Annotated in this window: 17 protein-coding genes; 8 read left to right on the top strand and 9 right to left on the bottom strand. The window is 69.7% G+C overall.

The window, feature by feature from the left end:
- Positions 1-11 precede the first annotated feature (11 nt).
- The 5 genes from gspC to HUA74_RS29000 form a co-directional block, all read right to left on the bottom strand.
- Complete coding sequence (gspC, locus tag HUA74_RS29020; RefSeq protein WP_174457158.1) at positions 12-917, bottom strand: type II secretion system protein GspC; 906 nt, start codon at positions 915-917, stop codon at positions 12-14.
- 193 nt (positions 918-1,110) lie between these two features.
- Entirely contained in the window at positions 1,111-2,502 is a 1,392-nt protein-coding gene (locus HUA74_RS29015) for a sigma-54 dependent transcriptional regulator (RefSeq protein ID WP_141647404.1), read from the bottom strand.
- Between the two features lie 31 nt (positions 2,503-2,533).
- Positions 2,534-3,553 (bottom strand): ParB/RepB/Spo0J family partition protein, encoded by a 1,020-nt coding sequence (locus HUA74_RS29010; RefSeq protein WP_174457157.1) that lies wholly within the window; start codon positions 3,551-3,553, stop codon positions 2,534-2,536.
- Positions 3,554-3,675: 122 nt separating this feature from the next.
- Positions 3,676-5,022 carry a TldD/PmbA family protein gene (locus tag HUA74_RS29005; protein WP_174457156.1) on the bottom strand — a complete coding sequence of 449 codons (1,347 nt, stop codon included), beginning with the start codon at positions 5,020-5,022 and terminating at the stop codon, positions 3,676-3,678.
- An 18-nt stretch (positions 5,023-5,040) separates the two neighbouring features.
- Positions 5,041-6,522: a TldD/PmbA family protein gene (locus HUA74_RS29000; RefSeq protein ID WP_174457155.1), complete on the bottom strand. Its 1,482-nt coding sequence runs from the start codon at positions 6,520-6,522 to the stop codon at positions 5,041-5,043.
- A 175-nt stretch (positions 6,523-6,697) separates the two neighbouring features.
- Between HUA74_RS29000 and HUA74_RS28995 the strand changes: the two genes are divergently transcribed.
- The 3 genes from HUA74_RS28995 to HUA74_RS28985 are packed head-to-tail and all read left to right on the top strand — an operon-like array spanning position 6,698 to position 10,689.
- A complete protein-coding gene (locus HUA74_RS28995; protein WP_174457154.1) occupies positions 6,698-8,815 on the top strand; it encodes an FHA domain-containing protein in 2,118 nt (705 codons plus the stop codon).
- A gap of 40 nt (positions 8,816-8,855) precedes the next feature.
- Positions 8,856-10,187 (top strand): cyclic nucleotide-binding domain-containing protein, encoded by a 1,332-nt coding sequence (locus HUA74_RS28990; protein ID WP_141647399.1) that lies wholly within the window; start codon positions 8,856-8,858, stop codon positions 10,185-10,187.
- 7 nt (positions 10,188-10,194) lie between these two features.
- Entirely contained in the window at positions 10,195-10,689 is a 495-nt protein-coding gene (locus HUA74_RS28985) for a hypothetical protein (protein ID WP_174457153.1), read from the top strand.
- 18 nt (positions 10,690-10,707) lie between these two features.
- Here the strand turns inward: HUA74_RS28985 and HUA74_RS28980 are convergent, their stop codons facing one another.
- Positions 10,708-12,288 carry a tetratricopeptide repeat protein gene (locus HUA74_RS28980; RefSeq protein ID WP_174457152.1) on the bottom strand — a complete coding sequence of 527 codons (1,581 nt, stop codon included), beginning with the start codon at positions 12,286-12,288 and terminating at the stop codon, positions 10,708-10,710.
- A 92-nt stretch (positions 12,289-12,380) separates the two neighbouring features.
- Here HUA74_RS28980 and HUA74_RS28975 point away from each other — a divergent pair, with 92 nt between their 5' ends.
- Entirely contained in the window at positions 12,381-13,352 is a 972-nt protein-coding gene (locus HUA74_RS28975; RefSeq protein WP_174457151.1) for a homoserine kinase, read from the top strand.
- Positions 13,353-13,393: 41 nt separating this feature from the next.
- On the opposite strand, the gene HUA74_RS28970 is transcribed toward HUA74_RS28975, so the two are convergent.
- The 3 genes from HUA74_RS28970 to HUA74_RS28960 all read right to left on the bottom strand — a co-directional run bounded on the left by HUA74_RS28970 (position 13,394) and on the right by HUA74_RS28960 (position 16,886).
- Positions 13,394-13,861: a DUF4440 domain-containing protein gene (locus tag HUA74_RS28970; protein WP_174457150.1), complete on the bottom strand. Its 468-nt coding sequence runs from the start codon at positions 13,859-13,861 to the stop codon at positions 13,394-13,396.
- 71 nt (positions 13,862-13,932) lie between these two features.
- Positions 13,933-14,460 carry a hypothetical protein gene (locus HUA74_RS28965; protein WP_141647394.1) on the bottom strand — a complete coding sequence of 176 codons (528 nt, stop codon included), beginning with the start codon at positions 14,458-14,460 and terminating at the stop codon, positions 13,933-13,935.
- 65 nt (positions 14,461-14,525) lie between these two features.
- The gene (locus HUA74_RS28960) at positions 14,526-16,886 is read right to left on the bottom strand and encodes a tetratricopeptide repeat protein (protein WP_174457149.1); all 2,361 of its coding nucleotides are present in this window, start codon (positions 16,884-16,886) and stop codon (positions 14,526-14,528) included.
- Positions 16,887-16,911: 25 nt separating this feature from the next.
- Here HUA74_RS28960 and plpQ point away from each other — a divergent pair, with 25 nt between their 5' ends.
- The 4 genes from plpQ (at position 16,912) to HUA74_RS28940 (ending at position 22,066) form a co-directional block, all read left to right on the top strand.
- A complete protein-coding gene (plpQ, locus tag HUA74_RS28955) occupies positions 16,912-17,313 on the top strand; it encodes a motility regulator PlpA (protein WP_141647970.1) in 402 nt (133 codons plus the stop codon).
- Positions 17,310-17,861 (top strand): DUF192 domain-containing protein, encoded by a 552-nt coding sequence (locus HUA74_RS28950; RefSeq protein ID WP_174457148.1) that lies wholly within the window; start codon positions 17,310-17,312, stop codon positions 17,859-17,861. The genes plpQ and HUA74_RS28950 overlap by 4 nt, the downstream gene beginning before the upstream one ends.
- Positions 17,862-18,014: 153 nt before the next feature.
- The gene (locus HUA74_RS28945; protein WP_174457147.1) at positions 18,015-20,372 is read left to right on the top strand and encodes an alkaline phosphatase PhoX; all 2,358 of its coding nucleotides are present in this window, start codon (positions 18,015-18,017) and stop codon (positions 20,370-20,372) included.
- Positions 20,373-20,401: 29 nt separating this feature from the next.
- Positions 20,402-22,066 carry a hypothetical protein gene (locus HUA74_RS28940; RefSeq protein ID WP_174457146.1) on the top strand — a complete coding sequence of 555 codons (1,665 nt, stop codon included), beginning with the start codon at positions 20,402-20,404 and terminating at the stop codon, positions 22,064-22,066.
- Positions 22,067-22,072 lie beyond the last annotated feature (6 nt).

The raw sequence follows: 22,072 nt of genomic DNA, 5'->3' as shown, positions 1-22,072 counted from the left end.
CGGCGTGGGGTTTAACGGACGTTGTAGGACTTGCGGATCGGCGCGCCGTTGCGCTCGATCTCGATTTCAATGCGGGATGAGTCCTTCATCTTCGAATACACCTCGAGCGCCTTCTCGGGGCTGTTGAGGTCGAATCCGTTGATGCGGCGGATGACGTCGCCGTTCTGGACTCCAATCTTCGAGTAGATGGAGTCCGGGCGGATGGAGAAGAGCTTGAACCCCACGGCCTGGCCGTCCTTGAAGGCGGGAACGATGCGCGCCTGCATGGCCACGTCGTTGAGGTTGTTGAGCGTCTTGTCGATCTCCGCGCGAGGCACTTCGTACTCGTTGTCGCTGACGGCGCGGATGCCACTGGTGGAAGCGGTGTTCGCCTGCGCCACCGGAGGCGTGGGCGGCGTGAAGGCCTGAGCGCCGTCGCCCGGGTTGCCGTCGATGAACTCCTTGCGGCCGCCATTGAGGACGATGACGCGCTCACGCTCGATTTCGAGCACGGTGGCGCCCTGCAGGGCATTGCCCACCATGTACGTCTGCGAGCGCTGCGTCACCATGTCCTGGATGGAGGCGAAGGACCAGTCGGGGTTGCCCGCGACGAGCGTGCCCAGCAGCTTCACGCGCAGGCCGCTCTTCACGGGGGCCGCGTTGGGGTCGACCTGAGGCGCGGTGGGTTCCGCCACCGGGACCTCCGGCTCCGGAATCTTGATGCCAGTCACCCGGGACAACTGCTCCATGTCCGGCAGCGCCAGTGCGGACTGGGCTGGCCGGGCGTTGGCGGGCGCGCGCGCGGCGGCCCCCGACGTGGGCACCGGGGAGATGGCGGACTCGACGAACAGGTTCACCGTCTTCGCCGCCAGCAGCGCGACGAGGAGGACGAACAGCAGGTTCACCGTCCAAAAGTATTTTCGAAAGAAGAGTTCCATCACGCTTCCGAGAGAAAGCCGAACCCGTGGAGAGCAAGCCAGGTGCCACCGCGGGCCAGTGGGGCCAATCAAGGGGGACGGCCAAGCGCTCGAAATTATTCCGGAATGAGGGACAGCTCCGGGCGACTGAGCGAGCTGCCCCGAGCCTTGGGACAAATTGTCAAAGCCAGGTGGGGGCCTTTGTGACGGCCTGTCAGTCCTCGCTTCCGGCGGGGGGCTCGCCGCCGTTGGACTGCTCGCGCTCCAGCTTGCGGTAGATGGTGCGGGCCGCGATGCCCAGCAGCCGGGCGGCCAGCGTCTTGTCGCCCTTGGTGTGGCGCAAGGTCTCGTGGATCACCCGGCGCTCCACCTCTTCCATGGGTGTTCCAATGGGAATGACCAGCTGGGAGGCGGCGCCGAGCGGGCCCTTGCGCACCGACTCGGGCAGGTCGCTGGCCTCCAGCACCTCGCCTCGCGCGAGTACCACCGCGCGCTCGACGGCGTGCTCCAGCTCTCGCACGTTGCCGGGCCAGGCGTAGTTCTCCAGCGTCTGGAGCGCCTCCGGAGAGAAGCCGCGCAGCACCTTGCCGTTCTTGGCGGCGAAGCGGCGCAGGAACGCGTCCGCCAGGAGGGGGATGTCCTCCCGGCGCGAGGCCAGCGCGGGGACGCGGATCTCCACCACGTTGAGGCGGTAGTAGAGGTCCTCGCGGAAGCGGCCCTCTGCCACCTCCTTCTGGAGGTCCTTGTTGGTGGCGGCCACCAACCGCACGTCCACCTTCACGATCTGCGTGCCGCCCAGCCGCTCGATTTCGCCCTCGGCCAGCGCGCGCAGGAGCTTCACCTGGGCGGGCAGCGGCATCTCACCGACTTCGTCCAGGAAGAGGGTGCCACCATGGGCGCGCTCGAAGCGGCCCTCGCGTCTGGCCACCGCGCCGGTGAAGGCGCCGCGCTCCACGCCGAACAGCTCCGCCTCCAGGATGTTCTCCGGCAGCGCGCCGCAGTTGACGGCGACGAAGGCGCCCTTGGCCCGGCTGGAGTACTCGTGCACCGAGCGCGCGGCCAGCTCCTTGCCCGTGCCTGACTCGCCCAGCAGCAGCACCGTGGCGGTGGAGGGCGCCGCCTGGCGGATGGTGTCCAGCATGGCGCGGAAGGCGGGGGACTGGCCCACCATGGTGCGCCCGCCCGCGGCGCTCATCTCCGCCAGCTTCGCCTTGAGCGTCTGGTTCTCCGAGACGAGGGCCCGCTTCTCCAGCGCCTTCTGCACCGCCTTCACCAGCGCGTGGCGCTTGAGGGGCTTGGTGATGAAGTCGTAGGCGCCGTCCTTCATCGCCGCCACGGCCGTCTCCACCGTGCCGTAGGCGGTCATCAGCACCACCTCCACGTCGGGGCGGATGGTGCGCGCCGCGCGGAGCAGCTCCTGCCCGTCCATGCCGGGCATCATCAAATCCGTCACCATCACCGTGACTTCCGGACGGCGCAGCATCTCCAGCGCCTCCGTCCCGTTGGCGGCGGACAGCGTGGCCATGTTCTCCCGCTGGAAGATGCGCGTCACGGAGTCGAGGTTGGCGCGGTCGTCGTCGACGACGAGAACGGTGGAGGTGGTCATGATGGGCGCCGCTTCTTGCAATCCCCGTTCCCTACGCGTGCTCGTCGTCCGACTCGACAGGGCCACCGCCCATCCGGCCGATGTCCTCGCGCTTGACGGACTCCAGGTTGAACTTGAGCGCGCTGGCCAGCATTCGGTCCAGCGTTTCGTCGAAGTCGGGCTTGCCGCCGTTCTTGCGGAAGCGCAGGAAGTTGATGCGCGCGACGACGAAGTTCTTGAGGTAGGGGCTCTGCAGGCCCCGCTCCTTGAGGCCGTTGACGACGGCCACCACGGCGTCGTCCAGCTCCAGGAGCCGGTCCGCCCGGGCCTCGCGCAGGGCGAGCGCGGCCCCGAGCGGCTTGTCGAGGAAGTCCTCCACCACCTTGACGAACGGGTGGTAGGCGCCCGCGGAGAAGCGGGGGCGCTTCTCGTAGGCCGCGCCGAGCGTGACGAAGGAAGGCTCCTCGAACAGGTGCGCGAAGGCGGTCTCCTTGCCCTCGCGGCCCGCGCCGACGAGGCCCCGGTACATGCGGACCACCTCCAGCGAGCGCTCCTTGAGGTTGTGGGCCTTCTCCGTGTTGAGGGCGAGGATTTGGTAGGCCACGTCCTCGTCGGGGAGCAGCAGCGCGATGATGGACTTGGCGCCCAGAAGCTTGCTCGCGTGCAGGCGGTGGTTGCCGTTGGGCGTCCAGTACTTGCCGTCCTTGCGCACGGCGATGACGGGGTCCAGGAAGCGGTCCAACCGCTCCATGGCGCTGGCGAGCCGCTTCACGTGGGGCTCGGACAAGTCCCGCTGGTAGGGCGTGGGCTCCACCTTGTCGATGGGCAGCACCGCGAGCACCACCGGGTGGCCGCCCAACGGCTCGCGGTAGACGCCGAGCACCTCTCCGCCGTCGGTGCGCACGGCCTCGAGGATGTCGATGGGGTACTCCACCGAGTCGCTGGCCACGTCCGCGGGCGTCAGGCCCCGGGACTTGGGGTCCGCCTTCTTGCGGCGGGGCTTGCGAGGGGTGGTGGCCGGCTTCGCCTTCGCGGCGGCGGCCGTCTTTTTTCGTGCGGACTTCGCTGCCATGGGTGCGCCCTCCTGCGCTGCGGACGAAAGGTGTAGCCGGAGGCCCTGACATTCGCCTCCCCCAACACGTGGGGGAGGGGGCCTCCCGCGTCGCCCACGCTAGGGGGACGCGGGAGGTAGGGCTACTCTCCCGAGAGGGTGAGCTGCCGGAAGCGGACAGTGGGCGCGCCCACCGTGCCGCCTCGGAACTGCAAATCGTTGCCGACGCCGTCCATGTCCTGGAGCATCTTCAGGACGTTGCCGGCCACCGTGACTTCCTGCACCGCGTGCGTCAGCTCGCCATTCTCAATCCACAGGCCGTTGGCACCCGCGGACAGCTCTCCCGTCACGGGGTTTGCCCCATGGCCGAGCAGCGACGTGACGTAGAAGCCCCGGTCCACCTCGCGGATGAGCTGCTCGGGTGGCGTGGTGCCCGGTTCCAGGTACAGGTTGCTGGTGCCGATGGTGGGCAGCGCGTTGTAGCCGCGCTTGGCGTTGCCCGTGGGCCGCGCCTTCGCCTTGCGCGCGGTGAAGGCGTCATAGAGGAAGTTCGACATCACGCCCCGGTCGATGATGGGGGTGCGCCGGGTGGGCACGCCCTCGCCGTCGAAGGGCGCGGTGGCCAGGCCTCGCGACAGGAGCCCGTTGTCCACCAGCGTGACGTGCTCGCTCGCGAGCCGCTTGCCCTGGAGCGACGCCAGCATGCTGGCCTGCTGGTGCACGGCGTTGCCGCTGGCCGCCCTGGCCACGCCGGACATGAAGGACGCGGTGACGAGCGGGTCGAAGAGCACGGGCACCTGCTGCGTCTTCACACGCTTCGCACCCAGCATCCGCACCGCGCGCCGCGTCGCCTCGCGGCCGATGGACTCCGGCGAATCCAGGTCCGCGAGGAAGCGCTTGTAGTCCAGCCAGTAGCCCTTCTGGAGCTGGCCGTCCGCGGCGGCCACCGGCAGCGCGTACAGGTACACGTACGTGCCCGAGTAGCCTCCGGCCATCCCCTCCGACGACGCGACGTACACCTCGGACACGAAGTCCCCGGCGCCCACCGCGTTGAACGTCGTGACGCGCGAGTCCTCCGCGCGGCCCGCCTTCTCCATCTCCAGCGCGGCCTTCACCTTCCAGTCGCCGGGCAGGTTCGCCACGGCCGGGTCATACAAATCGCCCGTGTCTCCGTAGCGGCCCAGCTCCTTCGCGCCGGGCAGGCCGTTGAGCTTGCTGGGCGCGGCGGCCTCGGCCAGCTTCAGCGCCTGGTCCACGAGGAGCTCCAGCCCCGAGGGCTCGAAGTCCGACGTGAAGGCGAATCCGAGCCGGCCCTTCACGACGACGCGCAGGCCCACGCCCTTGGACGTGGACTGGGTGAGGTCTTCAATCTGTCCTTCGCGCACGCGCACGTTGCTCTGGCGGCTCACCTCCAGGAAGGCTTCGGCCTGGTGGGCGCCCTTCTTCGTGGCGCGCTGGACGATTTTCTTCGCGAGCTTCTGGTAGTCCATGGTGTCTGGCGCTCTCTCTCAACCGACCTGGGTTCCGCCCACGGTGACGTTGTCGATGCGCAGCGTGGGCAGGCCCACGCCCACCGGCATCGACTGCCCGTTCTTCCCACACACGCCCATGCCCGGGTCCGGCTGCGGGTCGCACCCCACGCGGGACACGTTCTTCAGCGCCTCCGGCCCCACGCCGATGAGGATGGCGTTCTTCACCGGGCGGCCCAGCTTGCCGTCTTCAATCTGGTACGCCTCGCTCACCTCGAAGACGAAGTTGCCGTTGCTGATGTCCACCTGCCCGCCACCGAAGGTCGCGCAGTACAGCCCGCGCTTCACTTCCTTCAGGATGTCGTCGGGGTGGTGGTTTCCCGGCGCGAGGAACGTGTTCGTCATGCGGGGGATGGGCAGGTGCCGGAAGGACTCGCGCCGCCCGCTGCCCGTGGAGCGCTGCCCCATCAGCTTCGCGTTGAGGCTGTCGTAGAGGTAGCCCTTGAGCACGCCGTTCTCGATGAGGACCTTGCGCTCCCCCGGCGTCCCCTCGTCGTCGATGTTGATGGAGCCTCGGCCGCTGGCCACCGTGCCGTCGTCGATGACGGTGACCAGCTCGGAGGCCACCTTCTCTCCCAGCTTGCCGGCGAACAGCGACGTGCCCTTGCGGATGAAGTCCGCCTCCAGGCCGTGGCCCACCGCCTCATGCAGGAGGATGCCGCTCCAGCCGGGCGCCAGCACCACCGTCTGCGGGCCCGCGGCGCAGTCCACCGCGCCCAGCGTGGCCACCGCCTGTCGCGCCGCCTCACGGGCCACCTCCTCCGGGGGGAAGGTGGCCCAGTGGGTGAACGGCACCCGGCCGCCCCCGCCGTACATGCCCGTGCGCCGCTCGTTCTTCTTGCCCTGCACCACCACCTGCACGGAGATGCGGCACAAGTCCTGGGTGTCCTCGGTGTAGCGCCCCTCCGTGTTGGCCACCGCGAGGCGCCGCGTCTGGTCCGCGTAGGCGCCATTGACCTGCGTCACCCGCGAGTCGAACGCGCGAGCCGCCTGGTCCGCGCGCGTCAGCAGGGACGCCTTGAGCGACACCTCCACGTCCGACAGCGGGATGGGGACCCGGTAGTGGCTGGGCACCGCGACGCGGGAGACGGGGAAGGCGCGCTCGGAGCCCTGGCCCTGGGCAATCATCGCCGCTGTGGAGGCCGCCCGCAGCAGCGCGGGCTCGTCCCAGTCGTCGGAGAAGGCGTACCCCACCTTTCCTCCGGAGATGACCCGCACCCCCACGCCCTGGACCAGGCCCGTCTGGGCGCTTTTGATGCGCGACTCCTCCAGCACCACGCTGGTGCTGTGGGTGCGCTCCACGTAGACCTCCGCGAAGTCACCCCCGCGCTCCATGGCCACCGCCAGCAGTCGCTCGAGCAGCGGCTGGGGCAGCAGGGGAACGGGCGAGGGCCGCCGGGCCGCCAGGGGGGCGAGCTGGGAAGAAGGGGCGCGTCGGGTCGGCGCGGACGCTTGGGGCATTCAGGAACTCCCTCGGTGAAGCGGTGGGGGGTGTGGAAACCTACATAGGAGGGGAAATCTCCGGGAGCAACGGACAATGGCCGCCCTTCTTTCCCCGCGGGCTGGCCTGTCGCATTCCCACCGTGGGGGCCGGCGCTTTAAGATGGCCGACGTTTCGGAACCTGGACCCCACCCCATGCCTGCTCGTCCTCCATCCTCTCCTCGCGCTGGCGCCGGCCGTTCCGGCGGTGACGCGGGGGCGGACTCTCCATCGGCGAAGCCGTCAGCCCGGGCTCGCCCTCCGCGCGAGGCGTCACCCGCCGACGAGGATTTCGCCGCACCCCTCTCCGGGGAAGAAGGCTATCCCGACGGCCCCGCGAACCCGGAGCTGTACGGTGACGCGCAACCCCCCCGCTCCCGCACGGATGAGACGCGCGTGGGCGCCGTGCCGGAGTCGCGCGAGGACGCGGTGCGCCGCGACGACGACGACGACAACTCCGAGTCCACGCGCGCGGGTCCGCCCGTGCAGATGCTGGTGCTGGCCGGACCGGACCGGGGGCGCAAGAAGCGCTTCCAGGGCGTGCGGATGGTGGTGGGGCGCGGCAAGGACTGCGACTTCGTGTTGGACGACCAGTCGGTGTCGCGCCGGCACCTGGAGCTCGTCTACGGCCAGACCGGCGTGGCGATGCGAGACCTGGGCAGCATCTCCGGCACCCAGGTGAATGATCAGCGCGTGGACGAGTGCCTGCTCAAGCACGGCGATGAAATCGCCATGGGCAAGACGCGCCTTCGCTTCGTGGACGAGGCGGAGCAGATCAAGGAGATGCGCGCGCAGGCGGAGGCTCGCGAGGCCGAGGAGAAGCGCGAGCGCGAGGAGGCCGCCAAGGAGAAGGACGAGGCCCGGAAGGCCGCGGGCGCCGCTCGTGGTTCGGACGTGGATCCGAATGATCCCCGGCTGAACGAGATGACCAACGCCAACTACCGGGTGCCGGACGGGTTCCAGGACAAGGCGCAGAACAAGGGCAAGGGCGCCATCGCCATCCCCCGTCCCCGTCCGCCCCCCAGGAGCGCCGTCACGGGCGGAGGGCCGAACTCGAAGACGAAGCTGCTCATCGCCGTGGGTGGCGGTGTGGTGGTGCTGCTGATGCTGGGCCTGTTGTTCATCCCCTCCGGGCCGCCGCCTCCGCCGCCGGTGGACCCCAACATCGAGCGCTCGAAGCTGCTGATGCAGAAGGCGCGCGAGGCGGTGCGCGCGGACGACTACGCCACCGCGGTGCGGCTCGTGGAAGAGGCGGAGAAGCTGCGGCCGGGCGTCGACGAGGAGGGCCTGGGCAAGGCTGCGAGCAAGCAGCTGGAGGTGGTGCAGTCCTTCGAGTCCGTGCGCGCGCTGATGGTCGCCCAGCAGTTCGAGGAGGCGCGCACGAAGCTCGCGGCCACGCCGCAGGGCACGGCCAAGATGGACGACATCCGGCGCAAGCTGGAGACGGAGCTGGAGGAGAAGGACGCCGCGTTCCGCATCCAGCAGATGGAAGACGCGCTCGCGGCCCGGGACCCGGAGGCGGCGCGTCCGCTGCTGGACCGCGTGCCGGACCTGAACAAGCCGGCCTATGCGCAGAAGCTCCAGGACCTGGAGGCGGAGCTGGCGAAGGAGTCCGCGGACGGTGCGCGAAGGGACCGCGCCAACCGCGAGCGCGCCGCGCTGAACGCCAAGGAGGAGCGCAAGCTCTTCCTCGAGGAGGCCTTCACCGACGTGGAGCGGCGCTTCAACGGCGGCGACTACCAGCGCGCGGTGCTCGAGTGTGACCGCGTCACGGAGAAGTACAAGGCGGAGAAGGACGTGAAGGAGCGGGCGCGCCAGTTGAAGACGCTCATTCCCCAGTTCCAGCGCTCGCTGGACGACGCGCAGAAGAAGCTGGCGTCCAACGCGCTGGAGTCGGCGTCGAAGCCGCTGCGCCGGGCGGCGGAGCTGTACCGGCAGATTGGCTTCCAGGGCTCGCTGGGCAACACGCTGGACGAGCAGCTGGCGTCGGCGGCCCTGGCGGCGGGACAGGCGGCGCTGAAGAAGGGGGACCTGGCGGCGGCGGGGCTCAACTTCCGCGAGGCCCTGCGCCTCAACCCGGGAGACCGCCGGGCGCGTGACGGCCTGGACGACCTGCAGAAGAAGGTGGAGGAGCTCTACATGCGCGCCTATATCGAGCGCGACAGGGACCCCCAGTCCGCGGCGGTGAAGTTCAAGATTGTCATCGAGACAGCGCCCGAGGGCTCGGATACGAAGCGCAAGGCGGAGATGTACCTGAGCGAGCTCCAGCCGTGAGCGGCGCTGCTGCAACAACGAAGGTTCGTGGAGACATGGGATGAGCGAGTCGTCGCTGCGTGAACTCGGAATGGACCTCATCGAGGAGCGCCAGTTCGAGCGCGCCCTCGCCGTGTTCGCGGAGGCCGTACGTCGCGTCCCCGCGGACCACCGCTCGCGGATGATGGCGGCCCGGTGTCTGGCGGAGCTGGGCGAGCGCGAACGCGCCGTCACGTCGTACCACGCGTGCGCTGAGGGACTCCTGCGCCGCGACTACCTGCTGTCCGCCATGGCCGCGTGCAAGCTGGCCCTGGAGCTGGCCCCCAACGAGCGACGCCTGAAGGACACGCTCATCCGCGTCCACTCGCGCGCGGTGCGCAGCGCGCCGGGCCGAGCCGCGGTGCCCCCGCCGCTGCCTCCGGAGACGCTGTACGACGGCAAGGTGGAGACGGACCTGATGGGCCTGGTGGGCGAGGAACTCTCCAACCGCGCCATTGAAGTACTGGCCGCGCCGGACCCGGGTGGCTCCGCGGACCCCAACAGCCGGCCTCCGCTGCCGCTGTTCGCGGAGCTGGACCGGGAGGCCTTCATCGACCTGGTGGGCCGCATGGCGTGGCGTCGGGTGAGGCCGGAGGAAGTCGTGAGCCGAGAGGGCGAGCCGGCCGACCACCTCTACGTGCTCGTCGCGGGCAAGGCGGAGGTGACGCGGCAGATGGACGGCGAGGCGAAGACACTGGGCTTCCTCGGCGGTGGCTCCATCTTCGGCGAGATTGCCCTGTTGACGGGCGCGCCTCCCACCGCGACGGTGTCCGCGGTGTCGGACACGGAGGTCTTCGAGATTCGCCGCGAGCACCTCAACGCCGTGGCCAAGAATCACCCGGCCGTGCCGCAGGTGCTGGCGGACTTCGCGCAGCAGCGCATGGCGCGAAACCTGATGGCGACTTCGCCCATGTTCCAGACGCTGCCGGAGTCGGAGCGCGGAGCCATGCTGCAGCGCTTCGCCTTCCGCGCGCTCCAGGGGCACGAGAAGGTGCTGGTGGAGGGTGAGCACTCGCCAGGGCTGTTCCTGGTGCTGGCCGGAGAGCTGGTGGTGCAGAAGGAGGACCCGGCGGGCGGCACCGTGACGCTGGGCGTGCTGCGCGAGGGCGACGTGGCGGGGGAAATCTCCCTGCTGACGGGCCTGCGTGCGTCGGCCACCGTGGCGGCCACGCGCAAGACGGCGGCGGCCTTCCTGGAGCGCAACGCGTTCCACGAACTGGTGCGAGTCTTCCCGCACATCCGCACGTACCTGGAGCAGCTGTCGGACCGTCGCCTGAAGCAGATTGGCGAGGCGCTGCGGCCCCTGGAAATCATCGACGCGGACGAGCTGGTGCTCGAGCCCGAGGCGGCGTGAGGAGCGAATGGTGATGTTGTCGCGCTCGAAGGTGGTGGGGGTGGCGCTGGCCCTCATGGCGGCCGGTGCGGTGCTCTACTTCTGGCCGCGTCGGGAGCCAGGTGTCCCGGAGGCCATCACCCGGCAGGTCATCACCATGACGCGCGCCGCGGAGCAGAAGGACATCTCCGGGGTGATGGAGGGCGTGTCCGAGCGCTTCAAGACGGACGGCGGCTGGGACAACCGGCAGGTCCGGGGCGTGCTGACGGGCCAGGTGCTGCGCGGCCAGTGGGTCCGCATCTTCACGACGAACCTGGAGGTGCACGAAGTCTCCCCCACGCAGGGCGACTTCCAGGCCCGCTTCATCTTCGGTCGCTCCCAGGCGGAGAACCTGAAGGACCTGGCGGCGGACAGCGTGCTCAACGCCTACCTCATCGAGGGGACGTTCGAGAAGGAGACCGACGGTGAGTGGCGCATCATCCGCGCCAAGTACCGTCCGCTGGAGGCCTCGGAGTTGCTGTAGACGCGCGGGCGCTCGGCCTCACTGGAGCAGGGCGCCCGTCTCGTTCATCCACGCCTTGGCCATGGGGCCCTGGCCCGCGGACTCCAGGCCCTTCTTCACGGAGTCGATGCGCGCGGCCAGCTCGTCGCGCGACGTCCCCTGTGAGCGGGCCCGCACGAGGCCAAAGTAGTAGTGCTGGCAGCCCGCCGCGTACGCGCTCTGCGCGAAGAGCAGGTCGCCCATGGCGGTGTACGCCTCCGGCAACGTGCCCGCGCCCGTGTCCGGAGCCACGGTGGCCAGCAGGGCCTTCGCACCCTCGTAGTCCTTGCGGAGCACCAGCAGCGCGCCCTTGGCGTACTGGGCTCGCGCCAGCCCGACGCCCTTCGCGGCGATGGCCTTGTCGTAGGCGGTGAGCGCGTCGTCCTGTTGGCCCGCGGCCTCCAGCAGCCCGCCCCGCGCCAGCCAGTAGCGGCCGTCCTGCTCCAGGAGGCTGACCTTCTTGCCGTCGGCGGTGGCCACCTGGACGGCGCCGAAGGTGCCCTCGTACGCGTCCAGCAGCGCCAGCGCTCCGGTGTTGTCGCCGGACGCCTGGAGGCTGCGCGCGCCATCCAGGTAGAGCAGGGGCGCGGTGCGCCGCTTCGCCACCGCGGCCTCGAAGGCGGCGCGCGCCTCCGGGCCCTTCCGCGCCGACAGGGCCCGGGCCCGGGCGAAGAGGGCGTAGACGTCATCCGGCACCGTCTTCAGCGCGGCGTCCGCTTCCTGGAGCGCCTCGTCCGTCGCGCCCCGCGTCAGCGCCAGCTCCGCCTTCAGGGCCCCCATGCGGGAGCGCAGCGAGGGTGTCAGCTCGGCGTCTTTCTCGGAGGCCGTGGCGAGCGCGCGCTGCGCCTCCTCCAGCTTCTTGCCCTGGTACGCATACGCGAGCCCCGCGCCCAGCCGCGCCATGAGGTGGTCCGGGTTGACGCTGGTGGTCTTCTCGAAGACCTCCACCGCCTGGGCGTGCTGGCCTTCGTCGAGCAGGGCCTCCGCGTACGCGGTGGTGAAGCGCGTGTCCCGGTAGGCCCCCTCGGCGGCGCGGGCGAACGCCTGACGCGCGCCGGGCAGGTCTCCCTTCGCCTGGAGCGTCAGGGCCAGGGCCAGCGTGAGTCGCGGGCTGTTGGCGCCCTGGGCCTGGAGGTCCGCGAGGTACTTCTCCGCCTCGGCCGTCTTGCCCTCCGCGAGCAGGTGCAGGGCGCGCGCGCTGTAGCGCTCGCCGGAGCGGGAGTCGAGTGCTTCGGCGCGGGACAGGTACTCGCGCGCCTTGGCATCGGCGCCGGGCTGGTGGTGCTCCAGCCACAGCACTGTCTGGATGTCGGCGGCCAGGGCCTGGCCGTCGCGGGCCTCGGCGTCCACCTGGAAGAGCGTCTCCAGCTCCGCCATGGCGCGGGTCAGGTCCGCGGGGTTGCCCCGGAGGGCCGCCGAGCGGGCCGCGCGCATGCGCTCCTCTGTCTCCTTTCGCACCGCGCCCCGGTGGACGAAGTAGGTGACGGCGCCCGCGAGCACCACGGCCACCACGGCCACCTGCACCAGCGCGCTCTTCCAGCTCTCGCGCCGCTTCCAGTCGCCCTGAACCTCGGTGCCCATGGACCTGTCTCCCCGCGCTGGAGTTGGATGCTATTAGGTACGCCCCTCCCAGGTGTCAATGGAGCGGGCCCCGAGCATGGGAGGAGTGAGCAATGGCGGTTCACACGGCGCTGTCCCCCGAGGTCTTCACTCGCGTCGCCGACATTTTCGGACTGGGGAGTGTGCGGAGCGTGACGCCCATTCCCCAGGGCTCCATCAACACCAACCACCGGCTGGAGACGGACACCGGCCGCTACTTCGTTCGCCACACGACGGTGCGCTCGTCGGATGACCTGCGCTTCGAGTCCGCGCTGCTCGCCCACCTGGCCGCGCACCATTTCCCCTCGCCCGTGCAGCTCACCACGCGCGACGGAGCGACGTTCGTCGAACTCGAGGGCGGGCGCGTCAGCGTCTTCCGCTGGCTGCCGGGCGAGGAGCTGCGCCATCCGAACCTCACCTCCGAGCACCTGGAGCGGCTGGGCACGGAGCTGGGCAAGCTGCACCGCGACACGCAGTCCTTCAGCGGCTCGCGCACCAACCCGTACTCACCGGACGTCGTGCGCGGGTGGCTGGCGGAGCTGTCGCGTCACCCGGATGCGACGCTGGCCACCATCGCCGGGGAACTGGAGCGCCTGCTCGACACGGCCGAGTCACAACGCCTGGGCCTGGAGCCGCTCGGCGTCATCCACGCGGACCTCTTCACCGACAACGTGAAGTGGCTGGGCGGCAGCGTGGGCGCCTTCTTCGACTTCGAGATGGCCTGCCGCGAGGCGTACGGGTTGGATCTGGTCATCACCCTGAACGCCTGGTGTTTCGATGGCGGCGGGTATCTGCCGGAGCTGTGCGAGGCGCTGGTGCGCGGCTACCAGGACATCCGGCCGCTGTCTGCCGTGGAGCGGGCCAACCTCTTCGGCCACGCGCTCTTCGGGGCGGTGCGCTTCACGGCCAGCCGCATCCGCGACTACCACCTGTCCCCGCTGCCGGCGGAAAAGCTGGTGCGCAAGGACTACCGCACCTATCTCGCCCGGGCGCGCGCGCTGTCGGCCATGGGGCCTTCGGGCTACGCGACGCTCCTGGGCTTGTGAGCCACCGGGGCGCCATGACGCGCCCCGGAGTCGACGCGGCTTCAGATGCCGGAGAGGATCTTCCAGCGGCCATCCTCCAGCCGGAACACCATCTGCTCCAACTCCGCCTCTTTCTGGGGGCGGGGGGTGAGGCTGGGCATGCGCCAGCTCACCTTCCAGTAATAGATGGCGGTGGCCATGTCCTTGCCCGCCTGCACCCGGCGCACGTCGAGCTCCACCTTGGGCGACTGGAGCTGCGGGAAGAGCGTCTCCAGGTAAGGCACGAGGTTGGCCGTGTTCAGGTCATCCTCGGGGTCCCCCGGCGTGCCGCCATCCTCGCGGAAGTCCTTGGACACCAGGGCCTGGATGCCCTTCGCGTCGCGTGCCTCAATGGCAGACCGGTACTGCTCCATCACTGACAAAATGGCCCGCGTGTCGGAGGTGTCGTCGATTTCGGTGCCGGGGATGCGCTTCGGAGCGCAGGCGGCCAGGAGGGTCAGGGCGCAGAGAGCGAGGAAGCGGATGAGCATGGCGGGGCCTTACGAAGACAATGGATGAGAAGTCAACCCATTCCCCCGGCCCCACCTGCACTCCGCGTGCCTCAGCCCTTGCGGATGACCTCGGAGATGAACCGATTGAGCACCGGAATCTCGTTGTCGAGAATCTTGAGGCCCTCGCCCTGGATGATTTTCTCGCCGATGAGCGCCAGCGGCTTCATCAGGAAGGGCAGCTTGAGGGAGATTTCGCCGTCCATCGACCGCTCCGTCTGCCCGGCGCCCAGGTCACGGAAGCGCATGGTGCCGGTGTTCACCAGCATCTTGGAGATGGTGCCCGACGTGGGCGTGTTGGTGAACGTGAGCTCCTTGCGGCGCTTGTCGTAGGTGGACGTCTCGATGAAGGCGAACCACTCGGGAGGCACGCGCTTGGGGCCGATGCTCTCGATGACCGGCTTGGGGCGGTAGCGCACCTTGCGCTTCACCAGGTCTCCCTCGGTCTTCACTTCAATCGGCGCCAGCTCCAGCAAGACGCCGTGGTACTTGAGGAGGAACTCGAAGTACCGCTCGTCGAGGAGCGCGCGCTCCACCTCGTCCACCGTCCCCTGGATTCGCTGCCTCGTCTCGAACCGCATCGCTTCCCTCCTGATGGGCTGGCTCGTCGCCGCTGTGTGGGCTGCCTGCCTAGCGGAAAGCGCGGCTAGCGGAAAGCCTGTCGTGGCACCAGGGGCCCCTGGAAGGTCTTCTCCTCGAAATCACACCGCTCCCGCCACTCCTGGGCGGTGGCCTTGAAGGCCGTTCCGAAGTCTGGAAGGACCCCGACCTCGTGGCGCACCGCGCCGCAGTCCCCGGCGAGGTAGGCGGCCTCCACCTTCACGCGCAGGGCCTCCCGGCGGAGGGCCTCCGGCAGCGAACCGTCCGCCAGCGCACGTTGGAGGTATTCGCCGGCGAGGACGGGCGAGCCCACCTGCTGGAGTCGGCGGCCCAAAAGGTAGTTGAGGTACGCGTCCTGGGGCACGGCCTGGAGGGCGCGCGTCAGCATCAGCAGGCGCAGCTCCTCGCGCGTCGACTGGAAGTACGCGTCGATGGCCTCGCGTCGCGCGGTGGAGTCCAGCGCCGCGAGCTTCACCTGGGCGGTGCGCGTCAGCTCGGGCGTGGCGTCCAGGGAGAGGACCTCGTCCAGGTAGCGGCGCGCCTGCTCGGGCTGCTGGCGTCGGGCCTCCACGTCCGCGCGGGCCATGGCGACCTCGGCCGCGGTGACGGCCTGGGCCTTGACCTGATGGGCGAGCGTGGAGAGCACGGTGGTGGCCTCGTCGTAGCGCTCCAGCGCGGACAGCGCGGCGGCTTCGCCCAGGCGGAACGAGGGCTCTTCTGGCTGGAGCGAGGCGGCGCGGGTGTAGCGCTCCAGCGCATCCGCGGGGTCTCCCACCAGCGAGGCGCGCGCGGACTCGGTGAGTCGGGCGACTTCGCGGGCGCAGGCGCGGCTGAACAGGCTGCCGGCGCGAAAGCGCGCGAAGGCGCGGGCGATGGCCGTGTCGTCGAGGGGCAGGGCGTCCACGTGGCGTTCCCACTCGGAGACCAGCTCGTCCAGCGGCCGGCCGTAGGCGTCGTCGAAGTCCGCGTGGGCGTAGAGCGCGCGCAGCTTGTCCGCGCCGTAGGTCTCCGCGAGGTAGAGCAGGAAGGAGCCGGCCACGGTGTACGCGCGAGCGGGAGCGGATTGGTAGAAGCCCTGCGGCCCCATCAACTTGCGCATGTCCGGGGCCAGCTTCTGGCGGCGCATGCCCGCGGCCCACTGGTGCAGGGTGAGGTCGCCCTGGGCGGGGCCGTCGGCGGCGACGGCGAACCCTTCGATGACGCCCATGAGGGGCCAGAGTCCCAGGCGCGTGGTGACTCGGAACGGGCCGCTGCCGGCGGGGGCGGCCATGACGTGCGCCAATTCGTGGTGCAGGGTGGAGTGGGGGAAGGGCTTGTCCTGGATGTGCAGCTCGTACCGCCAGGGCTTGGCGTACTGGGTGCGGCCGGCGCCCACCAGGCGCTGCTTCTCCTCTTCGTTGCGATAGAGCCACACGCGGATGCGCTCGGTGGGGGCCACTCCGAGGAAGCGCTGCACCTGCATCCACCGGAACTCCATGTCACGGGCGAGGCGGTCCACGTCCTCGCGCGACTTGCCCCGGGGGTAGTGGAGGCGGAAGTGCTCCGTGTCGCGCACGCCGCCCAGGGTGTCCGCGAGGTATGCGTCCGTCATCCGCGTGCGCAGCTGGGGGCCCTTCACCTCCAGGAAGAGGATGGCGGACATGGGGAGCGCGAGCGCCACCAGGCTCCAGGGGCGCACGCTCGCGCGGCGCAGGGTGCCGGCGCCGAGGTCCAGCATCGCGGCGGCGAGCCCCGCCAGGACCCAGGCCCACAGCAGGGTCTCCAGGCGGAACCAGCCCAGCGCGGGCGTCATCACCAGGGCCTCGTCGTAGAGGGGGCCGGGCAGGTGTCCCAGGAAGTGGTTGAAGGCGAAGACCTGGGGACCGGCGACGATGGGCCACACGGTGGGGACGAGCGACAGCAGGACGAGCAGCACGTGCAGTGCCGCCCCCCGGGAGGGCCGCCGGGCCTTGAAGCCGCAGAGGACTCCCGACGCCGAGGCCAGCACGGCCGAGGGGAGGGTGAGCATGGGATAGAAACCCACCAGCTCGAAGGGGTCGCACGAGGTGCGCAGCCAGGCGAAGACGGTGGAGGCGAGGAAGGGGGGGATGAGCGCGCCGACGTTGAGGACGAGGGCGGCGCCCAGGGCTCGACCCACCGCGGCGCCGGGGCTCTGGGGGACGGCGGCGGCCGGGGGCCTGGGTTCCTGGCCCAGAATGATGCGGCGCTCCTGGAAGGCGGCGGCGACGCCTGGACCCCCGCCGAGCAGGCCCACGGCGATGGCCAGGGCGAGGCTCAATTCGAAGCCGGGGACCCCGAAGAGGGGGAGGAGGACGAGGGCCGAGCCGCCGCCCGCCAGCAGGAGCAGGGGGGCCAGGACGGCCGGGCGGCGCGACAGAGCGCGGGCACGGGTGAGGACTTGCTCCATGGCCTCACCTATACTCCCCAGCCGCATGTCCGAACAGAAGACAGGTCCCGAGCACCGCCAGCACGGGCGCGCGCCCATCGAGCTGAAGGTCGACTACAAGAAGCTCAACTCGTTCTTCGCGGACTACACGAAGAACATCAGCAAGGGTGGCACGTTCATCAAGACGAAGAAGCCGCTGCCCATCGGCACGCGCTTCCTCTTCAAGCTGACGGTGCCGCACCGGGAGGCGCCCTTCGAGTTGTTGGGCGAGGTGGTGTGGTCCAAGGCGGACGGCGACGAGCCGGGCATGGGCATCCGCTTCATCTACAGCAGTGATTCGCAGCGGGTGGAGTTCGAGACGGTGGTGGAGCGGCTGATGTCCGACAGTCTCGGGCCGGAGCTCACCGAGAAGTTGCTCAACAAGCCGCTGCATCCCCAGCATCCATGAAGACGCCTCGTTGGCTCGCGCCCCTGCTCCTTCCGCTGCTGCTGGGCGCCTGCCAGCAGGAAGCGCAGGGCCAACAGCCTTCCACGCCTCCGGCCCCCGTGCGATCGCCTGTCACCGACGTCACCTCGAAGGACTATGTGAGCCCGCCGTTGCCGCGTGCGCACGTGCGGCTCAAGGACGCCTTTGGCGGGGTGCATCGGGTGGAGGTGGAGGTCGCCGCCACGCCGGATTCGCGTCAGCGCGGGTTGATGTGGCGCACGGACCTGGCGGAGGGGAAGGGCATGTTGTTCCTCTTCCCGTCGCAGGAGATGCAGGGCTTCTGGATGCGCAACACGCTCATCTCCCTGGACATCATCTTCATCACCTCGGACCTGCACATCGCGGGGGTGGTGTCGCGCGCGGTGCCGAAGACGCTCGACTCGCGTTCGGTGGGGGCGCCCAGTCAGTACGTGCTGGAGGTGCCCGCGGGCTGGGCGGAGAAGAAGGGCGTGCGCAAGGGCGCGCAGGTGGAGTTCGAGGGCGTGTCGACCATCAGCATCGCCCCGTGACTTCGGTGCTCGTTGCCCGTGCGTGACGTTGCGCGCGCGTGACGTGATGAAGAAGTGACGCACTGAACAAGCCGCTGCCACATGGCCTCCTCAGGATGCGCTCGCGCCCGGACACGCTCGTGTCGGGCGCGAAACCCCTGGAGGAAGTGCTTCATGTCTTCTCGACTGCTGCGGCTCGCGACCGGCGCGATGCTTCTGGGTAGCACCCTGTCCATCACCGCTTGCGAAGGTGACACGGGCCCCGCCGGTCCCGCTGGCTCGAATGGTCAGGACGGCTCGGATGGACAGCCCGGCACCCCTGGTGACGATGGCGACCCCGGCGAGAACGGTGGGCCCGGCCCCGCGGGCCCCGGTTCCCAGGGACAGCCTGGCCCCGGTGCTGTGACGCGCGCCCCCGGTGTGGAGGCCGGCACCCCACTGTCTTCCGTCATCGCACTCACGTTCCGTGGAGACCTGGGCACCGGCGCGACGAACCTCGCGGAGTACGTGAAGGCTCGCGTGGACCAGTTCGTCGCAGGCTCGCTGCCGACGCCGCTCGTCTTCCCCTTGCCTCCCGCGTCGACCGACTCGGTGCGCACGGTGCCGGGCCTGTTCTCCTCCACGGTGATCAAGTGGATGGACCCCATCACCTTCAGCAAGACGGGCGCTCGTTTCGGCGCCAACGTCGACTACATCGCGTTCTTCGGTGACGGCTGGTCCGCCCAGGGCAACGCGCCCCAGTTCAAGGGGAGCGGCTCGGCGGGATGGATGTGGATCAACCACGAGTACATCTCCGGCACGAAGCCCCGCGTCGGCACCGCGCCCATCGGCCAGCACCTGGACTTCGCGCGCTTCCTGCGCAACAGCGGGACTCTGTCCAACTCGGTGACGGATGGCACCACGTGGCAGGACGACGCGCTCATCGCCTACAACAAGGAATGGAAGAAGCAGGTGGGCGGCACCTGGATTCGCGTGGTGCAGGACCCGGCCACCGGCGAGTGGGCCGTGGACCGCAACGCGGGCAACCTGCGCTACGACGCCTCCAGCACGACGCTGGCGAAAGTCGTCGGCATGACGCTGTCCGGCGTGGACCGTGACGACTCCGGCGCCGACCTGGCCGCGGGCGTGGTCGCCGGCACGCACTCCAACTGCTCCGGCGGACAGACGCCGTGGGGCACCATCTTCACGGGCGAGGAGAACGTGCAGGGCGTCTACGGCGATCCGGAAGGCGGACTGTGGACCGGGAAGAACGACTGGATTCCCAACGCGCCGGGCATGGTGACGGGGGCTCCGCTCGCGCCCGACTTCTCGTCCCCCACGTCGGGCGACATGATCAGCTCCGACTCGCGCTCGTCGCACCGGAAGGACGGCTACGGCTTCCTCACCGAAATCGACCCGGGCCAGCCGGCGGACCTCTGGTACGGCAAGGACGCGTCGAAGCCCGGCGCGGGCCACCGCAAGCTCGGTGTCATGGGCCGAGCCCACTGGGAGAACGCGGCCTTCGTCGTCGACGCGAACTGGAAACTGCTCGTCGACCAGCCCATCGTCATCTACGGCGGCGATGACCGCCGAGGCGGGCGCATCTTCAAGTTCGTCTCCAGCCGTCCGTACACGGCGGGCATGACGAAGGCGGAGATTCGCGCGCTGCTCGACCAGGGCACGCTCTACGCCGCGCACTTCGCCGGCCTGGACAACGGCACCGGGGACACGCTGGTGGGCGGCGTCATCCCCACCGAGCAGGCGCCTGGACAGGGGCGCTGGGTGGCGCTGAGCCTGGACAGCGCGGACCTCGCGCCGAACGGCGAGGCGCTCGGGCAGCCGACGATGACGGTGGGCACCGCGCTGCGCGACGTCAGCTACAACGCCATCGGCGGCTTCACGGACGACGACCAGGTGCGCAAGCTGCTGTGGACGGCGGCGAACAAGGTCGGCGTCATGGAACTCAACCGTCCCGAGGACCTCGAGTGGAACCCGAAGGACCCCGGCGGCACGCCGCTGCTGTACGTGGCCTTCACCGAGCACGGCGACCCGACGGCGCTGGACCAGCAGGGCCGTGTCGCCACCGCCACGCGAGGGCCTGATGGGGCCTGGGTGACGAAGGCGCGCGGCGCCACGGACAACCGGGCGACGGACCGGGTGGGCTCCATCTTCGGCATGCGCGAGGCCAACCCGGCGGCACCGGGCGGCTCGCGGACGTTCACCTTCTTCCGCGTGTGGAAGGGCGAGACGGCGGCGACGAGCGCCACGCCGGAGTTCTCCGCGGCCAAGCCGGACAACCTCGCCATCGACCGTGACGGCGGGGTGTGGTTCGGCACCGACGGCAACTTCGGCGTCAACAAGGTGGCCGACGGCATCTACTACCTGAACCAGAGCCCGGCGCATCGGGACAGCGCGTACTTCCGCAAGGCCTTCCGCGTGCTGTCCATGCCGAGCGACGCGGAGGCCACCGGCCCCGCGTTCAGCGCGGACATGAAGACCCTGTTCGTCAGCGTCCAGCATCCGGGCGAGGACAGCTACAGCGTCTGGCCGTAGTCGCGCGCCCGTTCAGGAGAACGACACCCATGCCCATCATGTCGAAGGGAGGCGCCAGAGGCGTCCTCGTCCTGTGCCTCGCGCTGGGAAGCCTGCTCGCCTCCGCGGGGGTGTGGAGGCAGCGTGGTTCCACGCGCATCCCCGAGCCTCCCTTCGACCCGCTCGCGCAAGCCCTGGCGAGCGGGAGCACCGTGGCCAACCGTGAGGCCCCCATTCCGTCCATGTGTTACACGAAGACGGGAGGTGTCTCGAACCCCTGTTGGACGTGCCACACCGGGGGCGTCGGCTTCAACGTCATGGACGACGAGTCGCTGCAGGCCGAGTACGCCTTCAGCGACGTGGGCCTGCTGAACCAGTGGAGCAACCTCTTCGTCGACCGTACCGCCGCGCTCGCGGACATCTCCGACGACGAGGTGCTGAAGTACATCCGCGAGGACAACTACGCGTCACTGCGCGAGTCGTTGCTCCAGCGTCCCGGTGGCTTCAAGGGCTGGGTGCCGGACCTGAACCTCTCGCGAGGCTTCGACGCGGAGGGCTTCGCGCTCGACGGAAGCGGCTGGCGAGCCATCCGCTACAAGCCGTTTCTCGGCACGTTCTGGCCGACGAATGGAAACACGGACGACGTCTTCATCCGGCTCCCGGAGGTGTTCCGGCGCGACGCCGACGGAAGGCTCTCGCGAGACGTGTACCGGCTCAACCTCGCCATCCTCGAAGCGGCGATGACGGTGGACCCAGGGCTGCTGGAGGTGGTGGCGGCGCGGCGACGGGTGGAGCCGGTGGACGAGCGCTCGGGGGGCGTGGATGTGAATGGGGACGGCGTGTTGACCTCCGGTGTCGAGGAGGTGCGCGGCCTGCCGAAGACCTACGCGGGAGGCGCCGCGAAAATCGCCGTGCGCCGGGACTTCTATCCGCGCGGCGTCGAGTTCCTCCACACCGTGCGGTACGTGGACCCGGATGCGCCCACGTTGTTGTCGGCGCGCATGAAGGAGGTCCGCTACTCGCGCAAGGACGAGGAGTACGCGGGAGACCAGGTGATGGCCTTCTATGCGGCGGAGCAGGAGAAGAAGCTGCGCAACCGGCTGCCCGCGTTTCCGGGCACGCCCGAGCTGGGGCTCATCAACGAGTTCGGCTGGCGCCTCCAGGGCTTCATCGAGGACGCGAAGGGCCGCCTGCGGGTGCAGACGTTGGAGGAGCACGCGTTCTGCATGGGCTGTCACACCAACCTGGGCGTGACGGTGGACCAGACCTTCGGATTCCCGCGCAAGGTGCCGGGCAGGGAAGGGTGGCGGCATCAAGACCTGCGCGGCATCCCCGACGTGCCACAGGCGGGCCACGCGAAGCCGGAAGTGCTCACGTACTTCGAGCGAGTGAAGGGCGGCGACGAGTTCCGCGCGAACGAGGAGTTGCTCACGCGCTTCTTTCCGAAAGGCACGGTGGATGAGACGTCCGTGCGCCGGGCCGCGCGAGGAGGGGACAAGGACCTGGCGTGGCTGCTGACGCCGTCGCGCGAGCGGGCCGTGGCCCTGGGCCGCGCGTACATGGTGCTGGTGCGCGAGCAGGGCTTCACGAAGGGCCGCGACACGCTGCTGGCGCCTCCGAGGAACGTGCTGCCCCAGGTGGAGAACGGCTCCACGGGACTGGAAGACGCGGGCCTCATCTTCGAGGACGGTCGCCTGCACCTCGCGTGGGAGTGAGCCGGG

The organism is Myxococcus sp. CA051A, assembly GCF_013336705.1.
Taxonomy (GTDB): Bacteria; Myxococcota; Myxococcia; order Myxococcales; family Myxococcaceae; genus Myxococcus; species Myxococcus llanfairpwllgwyngyllgogerychwyrndrobwllllantysiliogogogochensis.
Note: the sequence above shows the minus strand (reverse complement) of the source record. Positions and strands in the feature narration are given on the sequence as shown.